This is a genomic window from Gilliamella apicola, assembly GCF_000599985.1.
GTDB classification, from domain to species: Bacteria; Pseudomonadota; Gammaproteobacteria; order Enterobacterales; family Orbaceae; genus Gilliamella; species Gilliamella apicola.
The window spans coordinates 2183088-2205385 of the sequence record NZ_CP007445.1 but is presented as its reverse complement, the minus strand read 5'-3'; the positions used below and the strand labels follow the sequence as shown (position 1 = coordinate 2205385).

The following is a 22298-nucleotide window of genomic DNA, read 5'->3' as shown; positions in this document are numbered from 1 at the left end:
ACTCGCATTAGGATTATCGGAAAATATTTAAATAATTGATAATGTTATTTTTAGGATCATGCAAACACTTTTCCATAAATTCTGTTTTCATTTCTTGAAGAATACTTGGATTTTCGTCAATCAAAAAATGAGAATAGTCATCCTTGAGAATTTTAGTGTGTAAGATTGATAAATCTTCTTTATTCATTTTGAATAATGCTTTAAAAGTAGAAATTTTATCATTGTTGTTAGTATATACTGCTGCGGTAAAATCAGCTGAAAGGTCGCAATAGTTTTTAATATTTGCTTGGGTAGCGTTGATTTTACTTAATTCAATTTTATGTTCTATCTGATTATCCTCAATGACTTTTTTAATTTGAACATCATATTTCAATTTATAATACTCATTAAGGTAAAAATTTAACACACAAGCTGATTGGTTCTGATCGTTAACACAGTTTAGAATACCTTCATTAGAAATGTATTCATTAAAATTTTTTGATTGAAGTAATTTTTGTAATTTATTTTTAGCATTAACTACGTAAGAGTTATTCGTTTCTGTTTTTTGCATTAGAACAGATAATTGATCCGTTTCGATCTGCGGTGGTTCTAAAGTTTTATTTGGTTTAGCCGATTTATGTGCACAACTGGCAATAAAAATAGGAACCATTGCGCATATAAAAATATTACTTAATTTCATATATAAATTCCATGAATATATTTTTCGAGTTGTAATTATAGGGCAGGCTAATATCTGCGCGAAATTATATACTCATATTCTATTAAATACACTATACGATTAGTTTAAAAGTGTAAAAAAGCATACTGAACATTCACTAATATCTTACAGAGTTAATGACGACAGATTTTTTTTTCGTTGACTGTAAATCCAGAATTATTAACAGGTTTGAATTTACCCTTTAACTTTAAAAAGCAGATGAGTTGTTCAGCATTCATATTGGTTTCAGAGCAAGTGTGAAATTTAGCATTTTTACCAAACTGTTGTTCAATGGCTTCAAGTAGAGATGAGTCTGTATAACTATTACCAGCCATCATTTGTAAGACTTCATGTCCATGAATTGATAACATAGCATCCTCTGAATCTTGTTTATTTTAGTTAGTATAAATATTTTAATGGATGGAGAAAGATATCAGATATTATCAAGAAAAAAAAGAGTTTAAGCGTTAAAATATCATCAATTATTAGTTAGGTAACCCCTGTGTGAAACCAGGGGCTAATGAATGAACAAGATAATTTGAAGTCAATCATTTATCTGTAACTAATTTAACTATTATTGATTGACTTTCTTTTTTAACTTGATGGATCTTAATATTAAGGGTATCTGAAAGTTTATAACAGATATCATTATTAATTCTAATAACACCTTCTTCGGGACTTGAAACTACTTCGTCTCGAACTGGGTGAATCATTGAAAGTGGTAAAAATACAAATGCACCAATATCGGTTAAACGCAGACGAGCACCTCCGCGGTTGATATCGACAATTTCAGCAACAAAACTATCACCAATTTTATCAGATAAATATTGAATATAAAGATTTTCAGCAATATCACGTTCAGCATAACGTAATAATTTGCGCCTTTCATTCATGATTTTTAACTGCTCTTTATCTGGTTCATTTAAGGGTTGTGAACGTAAATAATTTTTAATTAAACGATGATTAACCATATCCCCATATTTGCGTATTGGTGATGTCCAAGTTGCATATGCATTTAATCCTAAGCCAAAATGAGGTTGTGGTTGAATAGAAAAATCAGCAGGACTTTGACATTTACGGAGCCGAGCTGTTAAAAACTCATCATTATCGATAATTCGTCGTAATTTGATATACCCATCAAAAGATAATAAAGATTCTTTATCAAATCCTTCAATACCATGATTACTTAACACCTTCAAAATTTGATCAATAAATTTAATGTCAAAACCTGAATGAGTATTGAATATACCAAATCCGATTTTATTATTTAATTGCAAAGTTAATGCTTGATTAGCAATGATCATCACTTCCTCAACAATTTGACTGGCAATCCGACGAGGTTCCTTATTGATAGATTTTACATGACGGTTTTCATCAAGCACAAAACGATAATCATTGCTATCTTTGAAAACTAACGCATTGTTTTGTCGCCAAATGGTTCTAGTTTTTGCCAAAGATGACAATAAGTTAAGTTGTTCGGGTAATGTTGCGTTATTAGATAGCAATTCATCATTATTTTCTAAAAAATCTGAAACATTATTATAAGAAAGTTTCGCTTTTGATTCGATAAATGCAGGCATAAAAGTGATACTATTTTCATCTATTATACCATTTGCATCGATATTAATATCGCATACTAATGCTGGCCGTTTTTGGTTTTCCTTTAAAGAACAAAGGTCATTAGCTAATTCAATAGGTAACATTGGAATATTAAAATCGGGTAAATATGTTGTGAAACTTCTTTTTTTAGCTATTTTATCAAGTTGGCTGTCTTGTAAAATATACGCAGTTGGATCTGCAATAGCGACTTTTAATTGATAATTACCTTGCTCGTCCTTTGAAACAGAAATGGCATCATCCATATCTTCTGTATATTCACTATCGATGGTAAAAAAGTTTATATCGGTTAAATCTTGACGATCAGTCAGTTCCTTTTCATTAATTGTTAATGTGTCCGGCTGTGGTGAATTATCTTCTAAATTATATCGGGCTAAAGTTTTTAACCAAGGTAGGTAAATTGAACTATTTTCAGCAATAAAATGCGTGATTTCTGCTAGAAAATTATTCTTACCTTCTTCAAGAGGATGAGAAATCAAGGTAGCAACTACCCAATCATCTTCTTTAAGTTTTTCTTGAACCTGTTTGTTAATTTTACAGCGAATAGCTAAATTAGCAGGCATGTTTTCAGGATAAATAACCATTGATCGCTCTTGAAAACCTATTTTTCCTATAAATCTTTGTAGGGGGCTTTCAATTAATGATTCTGGTTCAAAAACCTTTTTATCACCATTTTCAATTACTGTTCCAGATACTTTATCGCCATTGCATACGGTTTTCATTTTATTTGCAGTAATGAAATAACTGGTTTTATTATCAACATCTAAAAAACCAAATCCTTTCTCATGGGCTCGGACGGTACCTTCAATACGCGGTGTTTGTTGATGAAGTTCTTGCTTTAGTTGTGCAAGTAGCGGATTATTTTGAAACATACGATTTAACACTTTTTTAAAAACTGTTTCAAGATTTTATCATAGTTATAGAGATTATTGTTATTGAATTAATAGTTGGTGACTTAGGCAAAACCATATAATATTGATCTATAAATTTTAAAGGCTAAGTTCAAATATGAAATTAAATTATAAATTGCAAGGTAAAGGACAACCTATTGTTTTTCTGCATGGAGTGTTTGGTAGTTTAGATAATTTAAATATGCTAGCCAAAGATTTGGTATCTGATTATCAAACAATTCAAGTTGATTTGCGTAATCATGGTTTATCTCCTTGGTCTGATCAAATAAATTATACCTCTATGGCGCAAGATGTAGCCGAGCTTTGTCATGAACTTCAATTAAAAGACATAATTTTAATTGGGCACTCTATGGGGGGCAAAGTAGCGACGCAGTTATCACAAGTCATACCACAGATCATCCAAAAAATAGTCGTGATTGATATTGCGCCAGTAAAATATAGCAGTTCGCCCAATGCCATTATATTAAGAACTTTAATGTATTGCCTTAATAACCAAATCACCGATAGAAAGCAAATTATGGCAGTTATGCAAGAAGCCGGTCTTAGCGAAGCGACTTGTTTGTTTTTATTAAAGTCTTATAAAAAGCAACATTGGTTATTTAATTTACAAGTTATTAATGACCAATATGCTAATATATGCGACTGGCAAACCATACCATCAAGCTCGCCATGTTTAAAACCAATCTTATTTATTCGTGGCGGTAATTCGGTTTATTTGGCCGACAAATATCAAAATACTATTTATGCTCAATTTCCTAATGCTAAAATTGTAACCATAGAAGGTGCAGGGCATAATGTGCACGCTGAAAAAACACAACAAGTTTTACAACTTTTACATGATTGGTTAAATTGCTCATCTTGTTCTGTTTAATTTCTGTGTTTCTTACATTTAGTATCGATAGTTAATTGCAAAATAGCCGTTTTTGTTTCACTGGTTTAATATTAATCGGCGTCACAGTAACTAAAACCATTTTGCATCTACGATTGTATAGATCAATTTGTAGAGTATATTGCCAATCATTGGGAATAATATGGTTGGCAATATCAGGATAACTTTCAAGGAGTTCAAATGCGATTTGTTCTGCTTGTAACCGATTAGAAAGATAATGATGCTGATAAATAAGTGATTGTTGGTAACTTGTAAAACCAAGAATAATTATTGAAAATAGTGAACTCGCTATCATTACTTCAATTAAACTAAAACCCATACTATTTTTATTACTCACAATCACTACTCCTTTTTTCTGGGCAATAATCTAACCAATGACCTTTTTCTACAACCAGTTTTGTACCTTTTAGATGTGTAAGGGAGTATAAAAACAAACCATCAGCCTCGCCTCGTAAAAGTTGATAATTATCCACTTTTAACAATGATTTTTTTACACAAGCTTTTAACTTGTATTTTGTGTCTGTTAAGCATTGCCATTGCTCCGTTGGTGTTTGCCACTCTTGTGTTAATGCCCAATTTAGTGCTGAACTGGCTTGATTGAATCGTTGATAATAACGAGTTTCCATGACAATGGTTTTATGCCATGAAATTAATAATTGATTAAAACCAGTTAATAATAGTAATCCAATGATCATTAAAATAACGACCATTATTATTGCGCTAAATCCATTTTCATTATTTCGAGTCAGTTTTAGATAGGTTTTCATTTTTGATTATTTTTGTTACCTGATATTTAACGTGTTTCTGTTTTTTTAGTTCTGCTCCTATTGATAATTCAATAGTGTTATTTTTCTGTTTAATATCGAATTTTGTTATTTTAATTTCAGCAGGGTCAAATAATTTTTCCCACTTAGTTTCTTTGCAATTCACTGCCCCTGTTCTGTATTCAACATTATTATTTTTAAAGCGGTAAGTAAAAATATCAGAATTATTTAAGTTCCACTGATCGTAGACCCAATCATGGCGGATTTCACTGTCATATCGGATAATTATGCAATTTTGAGATCTCACAATCTCTAGAGCGTTGTTTTTCATTTTATTCGAATCATCGGCGATGAATCCCGCTCGTTTAATGTCTTTTGATAAGCCAACTAATGCTTGCTCAACAGCTTGTTGTAAATGAGTTATTTGATAATAATGCAAAGTGTTTTGTTGTAACTGATAATAAAAAGATGTTACACCGATAACAATCAAGCTTGTTAAAGTGATACTGATGAGCATTTCAAGTAATGAAAATCCTAACTCTTTTAACATGGTGGGAAACTTGGTAAATAACTGTTCAATTGGCAAAATCTAATGCGCCCACGGTAGGATACGAAAACTTTACTTTTACCAATCTCATTTGACAGTTCTAAGGAAAATGATTGTGCCATATTGCGTCTTCCCCAAAAATAAATAACTTTTTTCTCAGTTAATCCTGAAATTTCTACAGAATTATTCGGTTTAATAAATTGTAATTCACCTTGTTTACAAGATGCTGGGCGTTCTTCTGAGGTAATGGTTAAACACCAAGGAGATGAAAAAACAAAAAGCTTGTAATTTTGATTTTCAGTATAAGCTTTAACTTGAACTTCATTTAAAAAGTTAGCCAATTGCTTTGTTGTTGAAACTAATTCATTGCGAAGTTCAATTAATTTCCAATGATGAACGCCTACCGTGGCAAGAATAGAACTAATACCTATGATTATTAAAAGTTCGAGTAATGAAAATCCTTGATCATGCATAGTAATTTTTGTACTTAAAAATGATATGAATGATTGTACAATTTACTCATTAAATGTTTATTATGTAGGAAAAATTTGTGTGATTTATTCCAAATAAATTTTATTTTTTTCTTACTGTACTTACTACTCTTGACAAACCACTTAAAAAGAATGACATATTATATTATACTGTCTACTCATTTTACATTTACTAACGGACTTATAAGTAAGGGAAACTCGAGATGCAACAATTACAAACTATTATCGACGCAGCCTTTGAACGCCGCGCAGAAATCACTCCTTCAAATGTTGATGCAGTAACGCGTGATGCAATTAATCAATGTATCGCTTTATTAGACAGTGGTAAAATGCGTGTTGCAGAAAAGATTAATGGTGATTGGGTGACTCATCAATGGTTAAAAAAAGCGGTGTTGCTCTCTTTCCGTATTAATGAAAACCAACTTATTGATGGCGGAGCAACAAATTATTACGACAAGGTGCCATTAAAATTTGCTGATTATGATGAAGCCCGATTCCAACAAGAAGGTTTTCGTGTTGTACCATCCGCTATCGCCCGTAAAGGTGCTTATGTTGCCCGCAATACCGTATTAATGCCATCTTATGTCAACATTGGTGCATATGTTGATGAAGGTACAATGGTTGATACATGGGTTACAGTTGGATCTTGTGCTCAAATTGGTAAAAATGTCCATTTATCTGGCGGTGTAGGTATCGGTGGTGTATTAGAACCATTACAAGCTAACCCAACGATTATTGAAGATAACTGTTTTATTGGTGCTCGTAGTGAAATCGTTGAAGGTGTGATTGTCGAAGAAGGTAGTGTGATCTCAATGGGTGTATTTATTGGACAAAGCACTAAAATTTATGATCGCGCAACAGGTGAAGTTCATTACGGTCGTGTACCAGCAGGTTCTGTTGTGGTATCAGGTAACTTACCAACCAAAGATGGCAAATATAGCCTATATTGTGCAGTAATTGTGAAAAAAGTTGATGCAAAAACATTAGGTAAAGTAGGTATTAACGAGCTACTACGTACCATCGATTAATTTAACTATCATTGTCTTTACATGCCGCCTAATTAGAAAGGCGGCGAATATTTTATTCATTCTTAAATTTAATCATATTTATAACCCTTATAAGAGGATAGTTTATGCCTTCTTTTGATATTGTCTCTGAAATCCAAATGCCTGAGGTTAAAAACGGCGTTGAAAATGCTACGCGAGAATTGGCAACCCGTTGGGATTTTAAAAACGTTGAAGCATCGTTCGAATTGAATGAAAAAAATGAAACGATCAAAGCGACAAGTCAATCTGACTTCCAAGTACAACAGTTGCTTGATATTTTACGTGATAAGTTAGCCAAGCGTGGTATTGATGGCGGTGCTTTAGAAATTCCGGAGGAGATGGAACACAGTGGAAAACTTTATAGCATTACTGTCAAGCTTAAACAAGGGATTGATAAAGAGCTAGCTAAGAAAATTGTAAAGGCTATCAAAGATAGTAAAATAAAAGTACAGGCTCAAGTACAAGGCGAGCAGGTACGTGTTACAGGTAAATCTAGAGATGATTTACAGGCCACTATGGCTTTAGTTCGAAATGGAGAATTTGGACAACCGTTCCAGTTTACAAATTTTAGGGATTAATCAAATTAACATCCATTTTTATCGACATTATTCGGCAACGTTAACCTTTAAACAATTCAATTTATTCTTGTCAAAAAGTTTGAGGTTAACACTACGTTTTAGTATAAAAAATTAAAATAACCATTACTAAAACGACTTAAATATGAAAATCAACTTAGTAGGAAATAAGTTTTTTTCAACGAATACGCTATGCTATTCATTAGTCTATCTTCTTAATTAAAAAAATATTATGATAAAAAAAATAACTGTATTTTTATTTTTTATCGCCTTTTCAGGGAGTGTATTAGCTCAACAAACTAATAACGAAGAAAAGAAGCGATTTATTGATGACCTATTATCTAAAATGACCATTGAAGAAAAAGTAGGTCAACTACGTTTAATTAGTGTCGGTGATAACCATCCACTTAACCAGACGCTCAATGAAATTGAAACTGGCGAAATAGGGGGAATATTTAATACGATTGTCGAACCCGATCTATCCCAGATGCAAGATCGTGCTTTAAAATCACCCAATAAAATTCCTCTATTATTAGGTTTTGATATTATCCATGGTCATAGAACTGTATTTCCCATCAATTTAGGCATAGCAGCAACTTGGGATCGCAATGCCATAGGGAAAGTGGCGCAAGTCTCGGCCGATGAAGCTACATCCGATGGATTAAATATTACTTGGGCTCCTATGGTTGATATTACTCGGGATCCAAGATGGGGAAGAGTTTCAGAAGGTTTTGGTGAAGATCCCTATTTAACCTCAGAAGCTGGACGAATTTTTGTTGAAAAGATGCAAAATCAGTCATTAAATGATAAAAAATCGCTTGTGACTTCGGTTAAGCATTTTGCTCTTTATGGAGCTGTTGAAGGAGGGCGTGAGTATAACAGTACTGATATGAGTGAACGTAAAATGTTCCAAGAATATTTGGTACCTTATAAAGCGGCTATTGATGCTGGTAGTCGGGCTGTGATGGTCTCGTTAGTAAGTGTTAATGGTATTCCCGCGACGGCTAATCACTGGCTTTTAACCGAAGTGTTGCGCGATAAATGGCATTTTAACGGCGTTGTGGTTAGTGACCACGGTGCAATACGCGAACTTATTAATCATGGTGTGGCAAGTGATCCCAAAGATGCCGTGCGTGTTGCTATTAACGCCGGTATTGATATGAGCATGAACGATGAATATTTTTTAAAATTTTTACCCCAACTGATTAAAGAAGGTGCAGTTACCGAAACTCGAATTAATCAAGCTTGTCGTCATGTGCTTGAACTTAAATATGATATGGGATTATTTAGCGATCCTCATCGTAATTTAGACCCTAAGTTAGATATTGATACCATGTTTGCTGATAACCGTTTGCATCGCCAAGAAGCAAGAGAGGTGGCTCGCCGTAGTATTGTTTTATTAAAAAATAACAATAATGTTCTACCAATTTCTAAAAATGCAAAGATTGCCGTGGTAGGTCCATTGGCTGATTCAAAACGTGATATTTTGGGTAGTTGGTCTGCGGCAGGTCGCGCTAGTTTAGCGGTAACACCACTGGAAGGTATTAAACATGCGGCGAATAATGCTCAATCAGTTGATTATGCTTTTGGAGCCAATTTATCAAATGATGCTAATTTATATCGCTTTCTAAATTTATATGCAGAGATTACCAAATTTGATAATAGACCAGCGGATAAAATGATTACCGAAGCGGTTGACAAAGCTAAAAAAGCTGATGTGGTAATTGCGTTTGTTGGTGAAGCTCAAGGCATGGCACATGAGTCATCCAGTCGTACCGATATATCGTTACCTGCAAGCCAAAAACAGTTAATTAAAGCATTAAAAGCAACGGGTAAACCATTAGTGATTGCTTTGATGAATGGACGCCCTTTGACATTAACTGAAGAGTATGCCCAAGCTGATGCTATGCTTGAAACTTGGTATTTAGGTACAGAAGGTGGTAATGCTATTGCGGATGTATTGTTTGGTGATTATAACCCTTCAGGTAAATTACCTATGTCTTTTCCTTATAATGTTGGGCAGATCCCTGTCTATTACAGCCATTTAAATACTGGGCGACCAAGAGGAACTGAAAACATGGGTAAATATACAACTTCCTACTTTGATAGCCCTAACGAACCATTATTTCCATTTGGTTTTGGTTTGAGTTATACCGATTTCAACATTGATTTTGTTTTATCCAACACTGAAATGACAAAGGACAGTGAAATTGTTGTAACTGCTAATATTGAAAACATTGGCGATAAGTTGGGAACACAAACCGTACAACTGTATTTACAAGACATAACGGCGTCGGTGAGCCGTCCAGTCAAGCAACTTGTCGGTTTTGAAAATATTACTTTAAAACCGCATGAAAAAGGACAAATAAAATTTGTAATTAAATATGACATGTTAAAATTTTGGAATGATAAAATGCAATATGTTGCCGAACCTGGTAAATTTAATGTGTTCGTTGGTTTTGACTCAACAACTCAGAATAAACAGACATTTATTTTATTAGACAAATAAATTAGTAAGCTTTAATCGAAATTTTTTGGCCGTTTCGATTGGGTAGCAATATTATGTTTGAATTTGATCTTGTCTTACAGCTACTACAACAAATGTGTGTTTACTTAGTGATTGCTTATTTACTAAGTAAAACGCCCATTGTTATTCCTCTTATGCAAGTTACTGTGCATTTACCTCACAAATTAGTTTGCTATTTTATCTTTTCTTTATTTTGTATTATGGGAAGCTATTTCGGCTTACATATTGAAGATACGATTGCCAATACACGTGCTATAGGCGCTATTTTAGGTGGACTCCTTGGTGGACCTATAGTTGGGTTTCTTGTAGGTATTACTGGTGGATTCCATCGCTATTTGATGGGTGGTATTACTGCTGAAAGTTGTATGTTATCAACAATCTTAACGGGTCTATTAAGCGGTCTGCTCCACTATGTATTAATGAAAAAAGGGCGGGTCGATCTTATCTATAATCCGTTTTTAGTGGGTATTTTAGGATTATTAGTAGAATCACTTGAAATGATATTAGTACTAATCATTTCTCGACCTTTTGATGTCGTTTCGCACGCTATTAGAAGTATTGCCGCACCCATGATTGTTGCCAATAGTATTGGCGCCGCGATGTTTATGCGGATTTTATTAGATAGACGGGCAATATTTGAAAGGTACACTTCGGCTTTCTCAGCCAGAGCATTAAAAATTGCTGTTAGTACAGAAGGTTTATTGCGAGATGGTTTTAATCAACGTAATAGTACTAAAGTTGCTGAAATTATTTATCAACAACTTGATATTGGTGCAGTGTCGATCACCGATCGAGAAAAAATATTAGCTTTTATTGGTATTGGTGATGATCATCATAAACCTGGCACGCTAATAACATCCAATAGCACTTTAGAGGCGATTGAAAAAAATGAAGTACAATATCTTGATGGGGCTCATCAACCTTACCAATGTTCAATAAGTAAAAATTGTCGCTTAGGTTCAACTTTGGTAATCCCGCTTCGAGGTGAAAATAATACTGTTGTTGGCACAATTAAATTGTATGAAGCAAAAAATACCTTATTTAGTTCTATAAATCGAACGCTTGGTGAAGGTATCGCCAGTCTGCTATCTGCACAAATTTTAGCAGGTCAAAATGAACACTACAAACAACTGCTTTCTAAAACAGAAATTAAATTACTGCATGCGCAAGTTAATCCTCACTTTTTATTTAATGCGTTAAATACGTTGCTTGCTGTCATACGTCGTGATAAAACGCAGGCCTCACAATTAGTTCAAAATCTGTCTACTTTTTTTAGAAAAAACTTAAAAAGAACTGAAGAGATAGTCTCTTTAAAAGATGAACTTGAACATGTTAATGCTTACTTACAAATTGAAAAAATGCGGTTTATGGATCAGCTGACTATCGAATTTGATATTCCAACCGAATTAGAATTTGTACAATTGCCTGCATTTTCATTACAACCCATTGTTGAAAATGCTATAAAACATGGCACTTCACAATTGATAGGTGTAGGTAAAGTAATAATTCGGGCTTATGCCAATAAGCAATCGATGATATTAGAAGTGATTGATAATGCTGGTAATTACTGTGAAAATAAAAAAGATAACAAAGGATTAGGACTTAATCTTGTCGATAAACGAATTAAGATTCGTTATGGTGAAAAATACGGTATCAAGATAGAATGTGAACCAGATGAATATACTAAAGTAATGTTAACCTTGCCTTTGCAAAAGGATACGAATGTTCAATGCTAAAAGTTATTATTGTCGATGATGAATTACCCGCACGCGAAAATTTACGTTGCTTATTAGAAAATGATCCTGAAATATCTATTATTGCTGAATGTAATAATGCTATGGAAGCAATCCGTGAAATTCATCGGCTGCAACCAGATGTCGTTTTTTTGGATATTCAAATGCCCAAAATAAACGGTATTGAAATGTTATCTATGATCGACCCACAAACAATGCCTAGGATTGTATTTTTAACTGCTTATGGCGAATTTGCTATCAAGGCATTTGAAGAACAAGCTTTTGATTATTTACTTAAACCGGTTGAACAAGAAAGATTAAATAAAACTTTATATCGTTTACATCACCAATGTTTATCAGGGAATATTAACCATTTAGAAGAAGTGAATCAGGATTTAAAATATATCCCATGTGTTGGACATAATCGAATTTACTTGTTAAATTTGGAGGATGTCTTTTATGTTTCATCGAAAATAGGTGGAATTTATGTTTTTAATCAATCCAATAATGAATATTTTACGGAGTTAACCTTAAAAACACTTGAAGACAAAACACCTTTAATACGTTGTCATCGGCAATACCTAGTTAATTTAAAAAAACTTAAAGAAATCCGTTTTAATGATGCGGGTGGTGTGGATGTCATTTTTATCAATGATATATCTGTTCCAGTCAGTCGCCGTTATTTAAAATTCCTTAAAGAAAAGTTAGGTCTATAACAATTGGACATAAGCATACTTTACGGGTAGATATTCTACTAATAATGTTTTACCGCTTAGTGTCTAATTTTGACCACTCATAGTCTTAATCTAACCTGAAACTTAAATATTATTACTATTTTTACAAGTTAAAAATTACTATATTCTCGAACGTAAAAGGACCATTAGTTGATAAATTAATCCATTTAAAGTATGAAAATTTAATCTTTGAGTAATGTTAAAAATTCTTTATTAACCATTTGCGACAATTATTAAATAACCTCAATTTTGTTGGACTTAAGTATCAAACTAATTAATTTTAAACTTATAAAGAGAATTATTATGAATAATAAAGTCTTTAAGCATATTCCATGGCTAATCTTGGCCGTTATAGGAGCATGTTGCCTTGCTGTTGTTGCCTTAAGGCGTGGCGAACATGTTAGTGCACTTTGGATTGTTGCCGCTTCGGTGTCAATTTACCTTGTTGCATATCGTTATTACAGTTTGTATATCGCTTCAAAAGTTATGCAACTCGATCCTACCCGTGCAACTCCGGCTGTCCTTAATAATGATGGTTTAAACTTTGTACCAACAAATAAATATGTCTTATTTGGTCACCACTTTGCTGCTATTGCTGGTGCGGGTCCTCTTGTTGGTCCTGTTCTTGCTGCACAAGTAGGTTATTTACCGGGCACACTTTGGCTACTTGCTGGGGTCGTTTTTGCTGGTGCAGTGCAAGACTTTATGGTTCTATTCTTATCATCACGTCGTAATGGTTCATCATTGGGTGAAATGATAAAAGAAGAGATGGGGCCTTTTCCGGGAACCATTGCTTTGTTTGGTTGTTTTTTAATTATGTTAATTATACTAGCCGTATTAGCATTAATTGTTGTTAATGCATTAGCTGAAAGTCCTTGGGGGTGTTTACCGTCTGTTCAACTGTACCAATTGCCTTATTTATGGGTATTTATATGCGATTCCTAAGGCCGGGACGAGTTCTAGAAGTTTCAGTTATTGGTATTGTGTTATTAATCTTATCAATATGGTTTGGTGGCGTTATTGCTAGTGATCCTTATTGGGGACCAGCATTAACCTTCAAGGCGACCACTATCACCTTTGTTCTTGTGGGTTATGCTTTAGTTTCTGCCATGTTACCTGTATGGTTAATTTTAGCACCGCGCGATTATTTAGCGACTTTCTTAAAAATTGGAGTAATTGTTGGTCTCGCAATAGGTATTGTTATTTTAAATCCTAATTTAAAAATGCCAGATGTTACTCAATATGTCGATGGCATGGGTCCTGTTTGGAAAGGTTCGTTGTTTCCATTCTTATTTATTACCATAGCTTGTGGTGCGGTTTCGGGATTCCATGCACTGATTTCATCAGGTACTACACCGAAATTATTGGCTAATGAAAACGACGCACGTTTTATTGGTTATGGTGCAATGTTAATGGAATCTTTCGTGGCAATGATGGCTTTAGTTGCAGCATCAATTATTGAACCGGGCCTCTATTTTGCAATGAATACTCCGCCAGCGGCGTTAGGTATCACCATGCCAGATTTGCATAAACTTGGGACTGATGAAGCACCAATGATTTTGGAACAATTAAAGGATGTCACAACACATGCTGCTGCAACGGTAAGTTCTTGGGGATTTGTTATTTCACCTGAAGAAATCCTACAAACTGCAAAAGATATTGGTGAACCATCTGTATTAAATCGTGCTGGTGGCGCACCAACGTTAGCGGTGGGGATTGCTCATGTGTTCCATCAAATTCTTCCGGGTGCCAATATGGGCTTTTGGTACCATTTTGGGATCTTATTTGAAGCACTGTTTATCCTTACTGCATTAGATGCAGGTACGCGATCTGGTCGCTTCATGTTACAAGACTTATTAGGTAATTTTGTACCATTCTTGAAAAAAACAGATTCACTTGTAGCAGGCTTTATTGGTACATTAGGTTGTGTTGGTTTATGGGGTTATTTACTCTATCAAGGCGTTGTCGATCCATTAGGTGGTGTTAAGAGCTTATGGCCATTATTTGGTATCTCTAACCAAATGTTAGCAGCTGTGGCACTTGTGCTTGCAACTGTTGTATTAATTAAGATGAAACGAGCCCAATATGTCTGGGTAACAATTATACCAGCAATATGGTTATTAATTTGTACAACATGGGCATTATCATTGAAATTATTCAGTAATGATCCGCAATTAGAAGGATTCTTCTATTTAGCCAGCGAGTATAAACGTCGTATCGCTGAAGGCAGTTCATTAACCCAACAGCAAATTGATAACATGCACCATATTGTAATCAACAATTATACTAATGCAGGTTTAAGCATTCTATTCTTGGTTGTTGTTTATAGTATTATCTTCTTTGGTATTAGGACAGCTCTAAAAGTTCGAAATAACAAACATAGAACCGATAAAGAAACCGCTTATGTGCCTATTCCCGAAGGTGGTGTAAAAACATCTATGTCACATTAGTTAATCATCATTAGGATGTCTTATTAATCAGGCATCACTAATGATAGTGAAAAATAGCCAATTTTCATTATATGCTCATCAATCAATATCGGTTGATGGGCATTTTTTTATAAATAACTTTATGAATTAAATAGAAATAGATTGCTATTTACAATTCTCTAATTTGATTTTATTGGAATGATTTCCATGTTGACAGCTTTTGCTTGTTGGCTAATCCTATCTTGCATGTAATGACTACTGCGCTATTTTTTTACGAAAGATATCGTCATTTTTTTGATTTAATAATCAGTAATCGGGATAAATGCTATATCAAAAGCCTTACCAATGATATGAACTTCAATTGCTTTTTGTTTTAGTGTCGTTTGATACTGTCAAGAACCCGTAAGTTTAATACTCAAACCAAAAGTCGTATATTTAATACGACTTTTGGTTTTAATCATGTTTGATGATAGATATTGTCTTTAATTTGCTAATTTAATCTAAATGGTAGCAGCGTCAATTACATAACGGAAGCGTGCTTTTTTCGCTACTATATCTTTCCATGCTTGATTAATTTGATTTGCGCTGATCATTTGAATTTGTGGGCGCACTCCCGTTTGAGAACAGAACTCCAAAAGCTCTTGAGTTTCAGCAATACCACCAATCAATGAAGCATTAAAATTCACCCGCGACTGTGACATTACAATATTGCTAATATCAAGCATAAAATTTTTCCCCATTCCGACCACGGTAAAATAGCCGAATGGTTTCACAGTTGCCGCGTATTGTGCTGCATCAAACTGTTCTGGCACGGTGGCAATCATATAATCTAATTTGCCTTTATAAGGTTGTAATTTACTAAGATCATCGACTACAATCACTTCTTCTACTCCAAGATTACGGATATCTTGTTCTTTTTCAGCCGTAGTAGTAAAGGCATAGACTTTGGCTCCTTTGGCAATAGCAATTTTCACTGCTAAATGTCCTAAACCTCCAATGCCGACAACGCCGACTTTATCATCCTTATTAATTTTGTATTTCATTAATGGCGAATATGTTGTTATGCCAGCACACAATAATGGAGCGGCTTCTTGTAGTTTAATGTTTTCGGGAATATGTACCGCAAAATGATCGCGTACTACAATGTGACTGGAATAACCGCCTTGAGTGATTGAGGTTGGCTCACGGTTGTCTGGATTGCCATAGGTGAATAGCGTTTGGTCATTGTCACAATGTTGTTCTAAACCATTTTTACAACTATCACATTCTAAACAAGAATCAACCATGCAGCCGACACCTGCACGATCACCTATTTTAAATTTAGTTACATTTTTTCCTACGGCAATAACAATGCCTACAATTTCATGACCAGGTACTTGCGGATAGGTTACTTTGCCCCAGTCGCCTTTTTCTTGATGAATATCTGAATGACAGATGCTGGCGTATTTGATTTCGATTAATATATCATTATCTCCTACAGGGCGACGTTCAAACTCCCACGGGCGCAGTTCTCCCGATTCATCAAAAGCAGCGTAGGCTTTTGTTTTTACATTACCACCTGTGTAGTGATATTTCATTTGGGCTGTTGGGGTAATTGAGGCTGTATGAGCAGACACCATACCAGCTCCGACAGTGGCAGACAATTTTGAAAAATAACGCCGAGAAATTAATGTGTTCATAATTGAATCCTTATCCATTATCTAAAAATGAGGTTATTTTATTAGACATTCACCTTTTTTATAAAGCTATCGATTACATTGTAATCTACTGAATGATCTCTTAAAATGACTAAAATAAGAAAACACAATTCCAAAAAATGAGATCATGAATTGAATCGTTTAGATGCTTTGAAATATTTTGTAGTAGCGGCAGAAGTATTAAGTTTTAAAAAAACCGCTGCGCAATTTTCTGTTTCACCACAGGTGATCACCCGAATGATTGCCGAATTGGAAAATGATTTGGGCGAACCACTATTTAAGCGAAATACCCGAAGCATTACGTTGACTGATTTTGGCGAGTCGTTTATACCTAAAGCGGTGCATTTTTTGCAGGAAGAACAGCAGTTATTTGGTTCGTCCAAAAATGCAAAAGATGAATTACGTGGTACAGTTCGAATCACCTTACCACCGTATCCATTTTTTGATCGCATTCTATACCAATTATTGACCGCACTGGCTCCATATCCACAGATTAATATCGAATGGCGGACGGATTTTGAAATACTTAAGGCTGTAGACGACCAAATCGATATCGGTATTCGCATTAGTAAAACGCCCAATGAACATTGGATTGCTAAAAAAATCTATGTTATGCAAGAGCCGATTGTTGTATCACCTAAACTTATCACCCAAACAGGTTTGCCAAAAGATATATTTGAATTGGCACAAAAATTTCCTGTAGGGAATATTTTTAATTCAAGTACTGGTAAAGCATGGGATTGGATTATAGGTGATTTGCCAATACCTCTGGTCAATCCTTGTGTCGTTACTACCGATTTAAAGAGTTTGCTGCAAGCTACATTAGCAGGTCGAATTTTTGCGCCAATTGCTCGCCAAGATTGCCAGCATTATCTTGACTCAGGGGAGCTGGTTGTTGTGTTCGATAATTACGAAAATGAAATATGGTCATTTTATCTTTACAGGCCAAATCAAACAATTACCCCTAAACGGGTTTTACTTGTTTATGAAATATTAGAAAAACTTCTAACGGAATCGACTACTTAAAATACCGATACCAATTTTTGAGTGATCTCAAACCCAAAGATAAATTTATATATCAGTTTTAAATTATTTGTTACAAAAAATATTATTTTTAGTCTAATAGTTTAAGGCAATAAGCTTCATCTTAGGCAATTAATGAGGATATTCTTGTCTAGGGCATCGGAATTTAATTATCAAAATAACATTTAGTTTAGAATGTATGAATTAAGGGAATTTTACCGAACAAATACTCGTTTTAACCTATTGAGTATTTTGCGATTATGACCATAAAAAAACGCGTCAATGACGCGTCTTGTAATTAAATTGTTACTGATTAATTCAATCAATACTGTATCATTAATGATTTAATGGTTTTACATGCAAAGTTAAACCGTCAATTGAAATAACCTCAACTGATTGACCAACGTCGAGATCTTTATCACATCTTGCTGACCAAGTTCCATCTTTAATTTTAACTCTTCCTGAACCATTAATAATCGCATCGGTAACAACCGTTTTAATACCAATTAACTCTTGTTGAGGTTGATTGATCTGATTTTTTCGTGATTTATTGTGATCTCGTTTTTTTAATACAACCCACCAGATATAAGCTGAAGTGAGAGTGAAAATAGAAAAAAGGATCCATAAAACAGGCCAAGATAAAGGTAAAATCCAAGCGATTAAACCAACAACAATGGCTGCAATTCCACTCCAGAGCGCATATCCGGTCGTTCCTAATAGTTCAGCAATCAGCAACAGACCGCCTAAAGCAATAAATATCCAGTGAGGTGAATCATAAATAATCATTAAAAAATCAGACATTGGTTTTACCTTTAATTTATTGATTGAAATATATTTTTCAATTATTTCTTAGCTAATTAGTTATCAACTATGAAATTTATGACTCAAACTTACTTTAATACGGGCTATTTAGAATTTTTAATTAATTCTGCAATACCGCCAATGCTTCCCATAAGAGATGACGCGTCAAGCGGCATCATTACCACTTTACTGTTATCTGAAGCACCAATCTGTTTTAATGCCTCAGTATATTTTTGAGCAACAAAGTAGTTAATTGCATTAATATTACCAGCCGCAATCGCATCCGAAACCATTTGTGTTGCTTTTGCTTCCGCTTCTGCAGCACGTTCACGAGCTTCAGCTTGTAAAAATGCGGCCTGTTTTTCACCTTCGGCTTTTAAAATTTCAGACTGTTTTTCACCCTCGGAACGTAAAATAGCAGCTTGGCGGATCCCTTCTGCTTCTAGGATTTCAGCACGCTTATTACGTTCAGCTTTCATCTGTGCATTCATGGCTGCAATCAATTCTGCCGGTGGGCGCACATCTCGGATTTCAATACGGGTAATTTTAATGCCCCAAGGACTGGTTGCATCATCAACAATACTCAGTAATTTTGAGTTAATATGGTCACGTTGTGATAACATCTCATCAAGTTCCATACTACCGAGTACGGTACGAATGTTGGTCATCATAAGATTAATCACAGCACGTTCAAGTTGATTGACTTGATAAGCGGCTCTTGCGGCATCTTGTACTTGAATAAAGCAAACTGCATCAATTTGCACATTAGCATTATCTTTAGAAATGACTTCTTGAGATGGAATATCAAGCACTTGTTCCATCATATTAATTTTACGACCCACACCATCCATAAAAGGAATAATGATATTTAAACCTGGTTCAAGAGTGTGAGTATATTTACCAAAACGCTCAATGGTATATTGGTAACCTTGTGGCACAATGGTAATGGCTTTAACAACAGTTGCTATAGCAAGTACAACAATCACTGCAACAAGAAGATAAAATATAGGCATAAGTTAAATTCTCTGGTTTTTGGGAATAATTAAAAGTGTAAATCATTTTAAACGCTATAAAGTACTTTGACAAATTATTAATTTACATAACTATATGAAATTAAAATAGCTTCTTGTATTGATTCTACTTATAAACATAATATATCTATAACAAAATTGTTCAAAATAAAATTCATTAACAAAATGTTTTCGTATTTTATTGAACTGTTGATAAAATCAAATGATCCAAAAATATACCTAATGTTATTAACAGTGTAATACCTTAAATACTATTAATTGACTATAAAAATAATAAAAAAGGAATTGGGATGGAACAACAAAAAACAGAATTAAAAATCCAACAACGAATTAAGCAACTCAAAAAAATTACTCGGCATGATGGTGCAGAAAAATATGCACAAGCTCAATTTGAATTGTTTAAGATTTATTATTTCGATAAAAAAGATTGGCAGCTAGCAATAAAATATCTTTCAAATATTGAAAAGCAAGATAATCCACAGATATACGCTAAGGCACAATTTTGCTTAGGCTATATCTATCAATATGATAAAAACAATAAAGAAAAGGCGGAACAATGTTATTTAAATGTTAAAAAGGAAGATAATCCTAAGGTATATGCTCAAGCACAATGTAAATTAGGTGTTATCTACCAAACAGTAAAGTATAACATTGAGATGGCTGAACAATGTTATTTAAATGTTAACAAGCAAGGTAATCCTAAGTTATATGCTCAAGCACAATGTAAATTAGGTGATATTTACCGAAAAGAAAAACATAACATTAAGCAGGCTGAGCACTATTATTTAAAGGTTAAAAAGGATGATAATCCAGAGGCATATGCTCAAGCACAATTGAATCTAGGTATTATTTGCCAGAATGAAAACAATAATATTGAGAAAGCTGAACAATATTATATAAATGTTAAAAAGAAAGACAATCCAAAGGCATATGCTCAAGCACAATTATATTTAGGGATTATTTACCAATATGAATATAATAATTATAATCGGGCGGAAGAATATTATTCAAGTATTGAAAAGCAATATTATCTAGATAATCTAAGAGTATATGCTACAGCACAAGTGAATTTAGGTATTATTTACCAATATGAATATAATAATTTTAATCGGGCAGAAGAATATTATTCAAGTATTGAAAAGCAAGATAATTCAGTGGCATATGCTGTGGCACAATTTAATTTAGGTGTTATTTATCAAAATAAAAAAAATATTGAACTAGCTGAATATTTTTATTTTAATGTTGAAAAGGAGGATAATCCAGGGATATATGAATTAGCACAATTTTATTTAGGTGATATTTACCAAAATCAACATAATATTGAGAAGGCCGAACGCTGTTATTTGAATATTGGAAAGCAAAATAATCCAATAATATATTCTTATGTACAATGGATATTAGGTGATAATGTTTTCTTTGACAAAACAAAAGTTAAATTAAATTCAGCGGAAGAGCATTATCAAAATGTGGTTTATTCTAATGACACTTTTCAAATTTATATTATTGCTCAAATGATGTTATCTATGATTAGCAATAAAAATTCATCAATATTTGAAGAAAAACAACGAGATGACTTGGTAGCCAAAATTTGTGATATTAGAGAATTAACAATTGACATACAAAAAGAATTACTTGTAGAGTTTAATTTAAATGAATCTAAAAATAATGATGGACTAATATTTGAACGACAAGTTGCGCATTATACCAAACCAGAAGTGTTATTTAATCTTTTAAAAAATAAACCAAGTGATTTTCGTTTAAATGTGGTTGATTTTATGAATGATCCGACAGAAAACCAAGTTTTAACTGATTGGTTAGGTATAAATACTGAAAATAATAATGAAATCAAAACGTTTTTAGCTAGTTTTTCATTTAATCATAATTCATTAAATCAATTTAGGCTTTATGGTAATGAAAACAATATTGTTGGTTCAAGTGTCAGTGTGGTTTTTAATAAAAAGTTTTTTGGTGATGATATTAAGCGGAGTATTAATCCTGAGAGTATTAATTATTTTTTCAATAATACAGACTTTGGTTTAGCAAGAAATGATTCAGCTAAAAGCGTAGTGGCAACTATGGGATTAAATAATTCAAATGAAAATTTGAATCAAAAGAGCGATAACACGAGCAATGATTTAATCGTAAATTCAAACCCAAAAAACTCTGAAACTGTTACTGAAAAAAATATTACATCTTCTGTTGGTTCTTTGCCATTATTCCGCTGTCTCTACTTTGATCCAAAAAATGGCTACATTAGTATTGCTAAACGTAACAAGTACTCCTTTTTTTTAGAACATCAAAGTGATTCTCCTGAAAATATTGATGCGAAATGGAATGCTTATTTAGACTCGCTAAATGAAGAAGCAAAAATAAATACAGTTAGAAAAAAACTAAATCAAATTCATAATATTATTTGTAGACTAAAAAAATCAAGAAAAGTAAAAAAAATAACTAATTTGGATCAATTGATTGCTTTAGCATTGATGCCTATCTCATGTTTAGTCAAGCATGCCGCTTTTGAGGATGAAGATGAATGTCGGATGATTTATATTACCAATATTGCAGATGAGTTAATACAAGCACCGACAAATTATGCTTATGCAAATAGTCTATTTGTTAATTATGGCAAAATAGAAGATTATCTTGAAAAGATCTACTTAGGTCCTCAATGTCAACCTCATCATAAATTGTGGATCACAAACCATGTGAGAACCTCTCAATCTAAAACCAGAAGCAAGCCGATTAAAGTAGTTCAATCGGAAATGCCATTACGTTAACAATAAAAA

Annotated in this window: 18 protein-coding genes and 1 pseudogene; 9 read left to right on the top strand and 10 right to left on the bottom strand. The window is 33.5% G+C overall.

The features are described 5' to 3' along the window. Nucleotides 1–13: 13 nt before the first annotated feature. From GAPWK_RS09895 to GAPWK_RS09885, 3 genes are all read right to left on the bottom strand, one after another. On the bottom strand, nucleotides 14–679 hold the full coding sequence (locus tag GAPWK_RS09895; protein ID WP_025316076.1) for a hypothetical protein: 666 nt from the start codon (nucleotides 677–679) through the stop codon (nucleotides 14–16). A 152-nt stretch (nucleotides 680–831) separates the two neighbouring features. Next, a complete protein-coding gene (locus GAPWK_RS09890) occupies nucleotides 832–1068 on the bottom strand; it encodes a YecH family metal-binding protein (protein ID WP_025316075.1) in 237 nt (78 codons plus the stop codon). Nucleotides 1069–1245: 177 nt separating this feature from the next. Then, complete coding sequence (locus tag GAPWK_RS09885) at nucleotides 1246–3186, bottom strand: exoribonuclease II (protein ID WP_025316074.1); 1941 nt, start codon at nucleotides 3184–3186, stop codon at nucleotides 1246–1248. A gap of 136 nt (nucleotides 3187–3322) precedes the next feature. Here GAPWK_RS09885 and GAPWK_RS09880 point away from each other — a divergent pair, with 136 nt between their 5' ends. Continuing rightward, the gene (locus GAPWK_RS09880; RefSeq protein WP_025316073.1) at nucleotides 3323–4096 is read left to right on the top strand and encodes an alpha/beta fold hydrolase; all 774 of its coding nucleotides are present in this window, start codon (nucleotides 3323–3325) and stop codon (nucleotides 4094–4096) included. 31 nt (nucleotides 4097–4127) lie between these two features. On the opposite strand, the gene GAPWK_RS09875 is transcribed toward GAPWK_RS09880, so the two are convergent. Genes GAPWK_RS09875 through GAPWK_RS09860 form a run of 4 tightly spaced genes read right to left on the bottom strand, consistent with a single transcriptional unit; the run spans nucleotide 4128 to nucleotide 5898 of the window. Beyond that, the gene (locus GAPWK_RS09875) at nucleotides 4128–4451 is read right to left on the bottom strand and encodes a type IV pilus modification PilV family protein (protein WP_025316072.1); all 324 of its coding nucleotides are present in this window, start codon (nucleotides 4449–4451) and stop codon (nucleotides 4128–4130) included. Continuing rightward, nucleotides 4444–4881, bottom strand: a complete 438-nt coding sequence (locus GAPWK_RS09870; protein WP_025316071.1) for a DUF2509 family protein — start codon at nucleotides 4879–4881, stop codon at nucleotides 4444–4446. The genes GAPWK_RS09875 and GAPWK_RS09870 overlap by 8 nt, the downstream gene beginning before the upstream one ends. Continuing rightward, the gene (locus tag GAPWK_RS09865; protein ID WP_025316070.1) at nucleotides 4850–5428 is read right to left on the bottom strand and encodes a prepilin peptidase-dependent protein; all 579 of its coding nucleotides are present in this window, start codon (nucleotides 5426–5428) and stop codon (nucleotides 4850–4852) included. The genes GAPWK_RS09870 and GAPWK_RS09865 overlap by 32 nt, the downstream gene beginning before the upstream one ends. Continuing rightward, nucleotides 5422–5898 carry a prepilin-type N-terminal cleavage/methylation domain-containing protein gene (locus tag GAPWK_RS09860; RefSeq protein WP_025316069.1) on the bottom strand — a complete coding sequence of 159 codons (477 nt, stop codon included), beginning with the start codon at nucleotides 5896–5898 and terminating at the stop codon, nucleotides 5422–5424. The genes GAPWK_RS09865 and GAPWK_RS09860 overlap by 7 nt, the downstream gene beginning before the upstream one ends. 221 nt (nucleotides 5899–6119) lie before the next feature. Here GAPWK_RS09860 and dapD point away from each other — a divergent pair, with 221 nt between their 5' ends. The 6 genes and pseudogenes from dapD to GAPWK_RS09830 all read left to right on the top strand — a co-directional run bounded on the left by dapD (nucleotide 6120) and on the right by GAPWK_RS09830 (nucleotide 14981). Beyond that, nucleotides 6120–6944 carry a 2,3,4,5-tetrahydropyridine-2,6-dicarboxylate N-succinyltransferase gene (dapD, locus tag GAPWK_RS09855; protein ID WP_025316068.1) on the top strand — a complete coding sequence of 275 codons (825 nt, stop codon included), beginning with the start codon at nucleotides 6120–6122 and terminating at the stop codon, nucleotides 6942–6944. Nucleotides 6945–7048: 104 nt separating this feature from the next. After that, nucleotides 7049–7540 (top strand): YajQ family cyclic di-GMP-binding protein, encoded by a 492-nt coding sequence (locus GAPWK_RS09850; protein WP_025316067.1) that lies wholly within the window; start codon nucleotides 7049–7051, stop codon nucleotides 7538–7540. Nucleotides 7541–7772: 232 nt separating this feature from the next. Continuing rightward, nucleotides 7773–10046, top strand: a complete 2274-nt coding sequence (gene bglX / locus GAPWK_RS09845) for a beta-glucosidase BglX (RefSeq protein ID WP_407919859.1) — start codon at nucleotides 7773–7775, stop codon at nucleotides 10044–10046. A gap of 53 nt (nucleotides 10047–10099) precedes the next feature. Continuing rightward, nucleotides 10100–11800, top strand: a complete 1701-nt coding sequence (locus GAPWK_RS09840; RefSeq protein ID WP_025316065.1) for a sensor histidine kinase — start codon at nucleotides 10100–10102, stop codon at nucleotides 11798–11800. Beyond that, nucleotides 11794–12513 (top strand): two-component system response regulator BtsR, encoded by a 720-nt coding sequence (btsR, locus tag GAPWK_RS09835; RefSeq protein ID WP_025316064.1) that lies wholly within the window; start codon nucleotides 11794–11796, stop codon nucleotides 12511–12513. The genes GAPWK_RS09840 and btsR overlap by 7 nt, the downstream gene beginning before the upstream one ends. Before the next feature lie 321 nt (nucleotides 12514–12834). Continuing rightward, a pseudogene (locus GAPWK_RS09830) lies at nucleotides 12835–14981 on the top strand (carbon starvation CstA family protein). 479 nt (nucleotides 14982–15460) lie between these two features. Here the strand turns inward: GAPWK_RS09830 and GAPWK_RS09825 are convergent. Continuing rightward, nucleotides 15461–16657 (bottom strand): NAD(P)-dependent alcohol dehydrogenase, encoded by a 1197-nt coding sequence (locus tag GAPWK_RS09825; protein ID WP_025316063.1) that lies wholly within the window; start codon nucleotides 16655–16657, stop codon nucleotides 15461–15463. A 132-nt stretch (nucleotides 16658–16789) separates the two neighbouring features. Between GAPWK_RS09825 and GAPWK_RS09820 the strand changes: the two genes are divergently transcribed. Then, on the top strand, nucleotides 16790–17683 hold the full coding sequence (locus GAPWK_RS09820) for a LysR family transcriptional regulator (protein WP_025316062.1): 894 nt from the start codon (nucleotides 16790–16792) through the stop codon (nucleotides 17681–17683). Nucleotides 17684–18016: 333 nt separating this feature from the next. On the opposite strand, the gene GAPWK_RS09815 is transcribed toward GAPWK_RS09820, so the two are convergent. Together GAPWK_RS09815 and GAPWK_RS09810 are read right to left on the bottom strand one after the other, a co-directional pair. Beyond that, nucleotides 18017–18481 carry an NfeD family protein gene (locus tag GAPWK_RS09815; RefSeq protein ID WP_025316061.1) on the bottom strand — a complete coding sequence of 155 codons (465 nt, stop codon included), beginning with the start codon at nucleotides 18479–18481 and terminating at the stop codon, nucleotides 18017–18019. Nucleotides 18482–18585: 104 nt separating this feature from the next. Beyond that, nucleotides 18586–19494 (bottom strand): SPFH domain-containing protein, encoded by a 909-nt coding sequence (locus GAPWK_RS09810; RefSeq protein WP_025316060.1) that lies wholly within the window; start codon nucleotides 19492–19494, stop codon nucleotides 18586–18588. A gap of 308 nt (nucleotides 19495–19802) precedes the next feature. Here GAPWK_RS09810 and GAPWK_RS09805 point away from each other — a divergent pair, with 308 nt between their 5' ends. Then, nucleotides 19803–22289, top strand: coding sequence for a tetratricopeptide repeat protein (locus GAPWK_RS09805; RefSeq protein WP_025316059.1), 2487 nt, complete (start codon nucleotides 19803–19805; stop codon nucleotides 22287–22289). Nucleotides 22290–22298: the final 9 nt, after the last annotated feature.

Excerpts from the sequence above, each read along its gene's own strand:
- GAPWK_RS09895 (WP_025316076.1), bottom strand. The coding sequence starts at position 679 with ATGAAATTAAGTAATATTTTTATATGCGCAATGGTTCCTATTTTTATT.
- GAPWK_RS09890 (WP_025316075.1), bottom strand. The coding sequence starts at position 1,068 with ATGTTATCAATTCATGGACATGAAGTCTTACAAATGATGGCTGGTAAT.
- GAPWK_RS09885 (WP_025316074.1), bottom strand. The coding sequence starts at position 3,186 with ATGTTTCAAAATAATCCGCTACTTGCACAACTAAAGCAAGAACTTCAT.
- GAPWK_RS09880 (WP_025316073.1), top strand. The coding sequence starts at position 3,323 with ATGAAATTAAATTATAAATTGCAAGGTAAAGGACAACCTATTGTTTTT.
- GAPWK_RS09870 (WP_025316071.1), bottom strand. The coding sequence starts at position 4,881 with ATGAAAACCTATCTAAAACTGACTCGAAATAATGAAAATGGATTTAGC.
- GAPWK_RS09865 (WP_025316070.1), bottom strand. The coding sequence starts at position 5,428 with ATGTTAAAAGAGTTAGGATTTTCATTACTTGAAATGCTCATCAGTATC.
- GAPWK_RS09860 (WP_025316069.1), bottom strand. The coding sequence starts at position 5,898 with ATGCATGATCAAGGATTTTCATTACTCGAACTTTTAATAATCATAGGT.
- dapD (WP_025316068.1), top strand. The coding sequence starts at position 6,120 with ATGCAACAATTACAAACTATTATCGACGCAGCCTTTGAACGCCGCGCA.
- GAPWK_RS09850 (WP_025316067.1), top strand. The coding sequence starts at position 7,049 with ATGCCTTCTTTTGATATTGTCTCTGAAATCCAAATGCCTGAGGTTAAA.
- GAPWK_RS09840 (WP_025316065.1), top strand. The coding sequence starts at position 10,100 with ATGTTTGAATTTGATCTTGTCTTACAGCTACTACAACAAATGTGTGTT.
- btsR (WP_025316064.1), top strand. The coding sequence starts at position 11,794 with ATGCTAAAAGTTATTATTGTCGATGATGAATTACCCGCACGCGAAAAT.
- GAPWK_RS09825 (WP_025316063.1), bottom strand. The coding sequence starts at position 16,657 with ATGGATAAGGATTCAATTATGAACACATTAATTTCTCGGCGTTATTTT.
- GAPWK_RS09815 (WP_025316061.1), bottom strand. The coding sequence starts at position 18,481 with ATGTCTGATTTTTTAATGATTATTTATGATTCACCTCACTGGATATTT.
- GAPWK_RS09810 (WP_025316060.1), bottom strand. The coding sequence starts at position 19,494 with ATGCCTATATTTTATCTTCTTGTTGCAGTGATTGTTGTACTTGCTATA.
- GAPWK_RS09805 (WP_025316059.1), top strand. The coding sequence starts at position 19,803 with ATGGAACAACAAAAAACAGAATTAAAAATCCAACAACGAATTAAGCAA.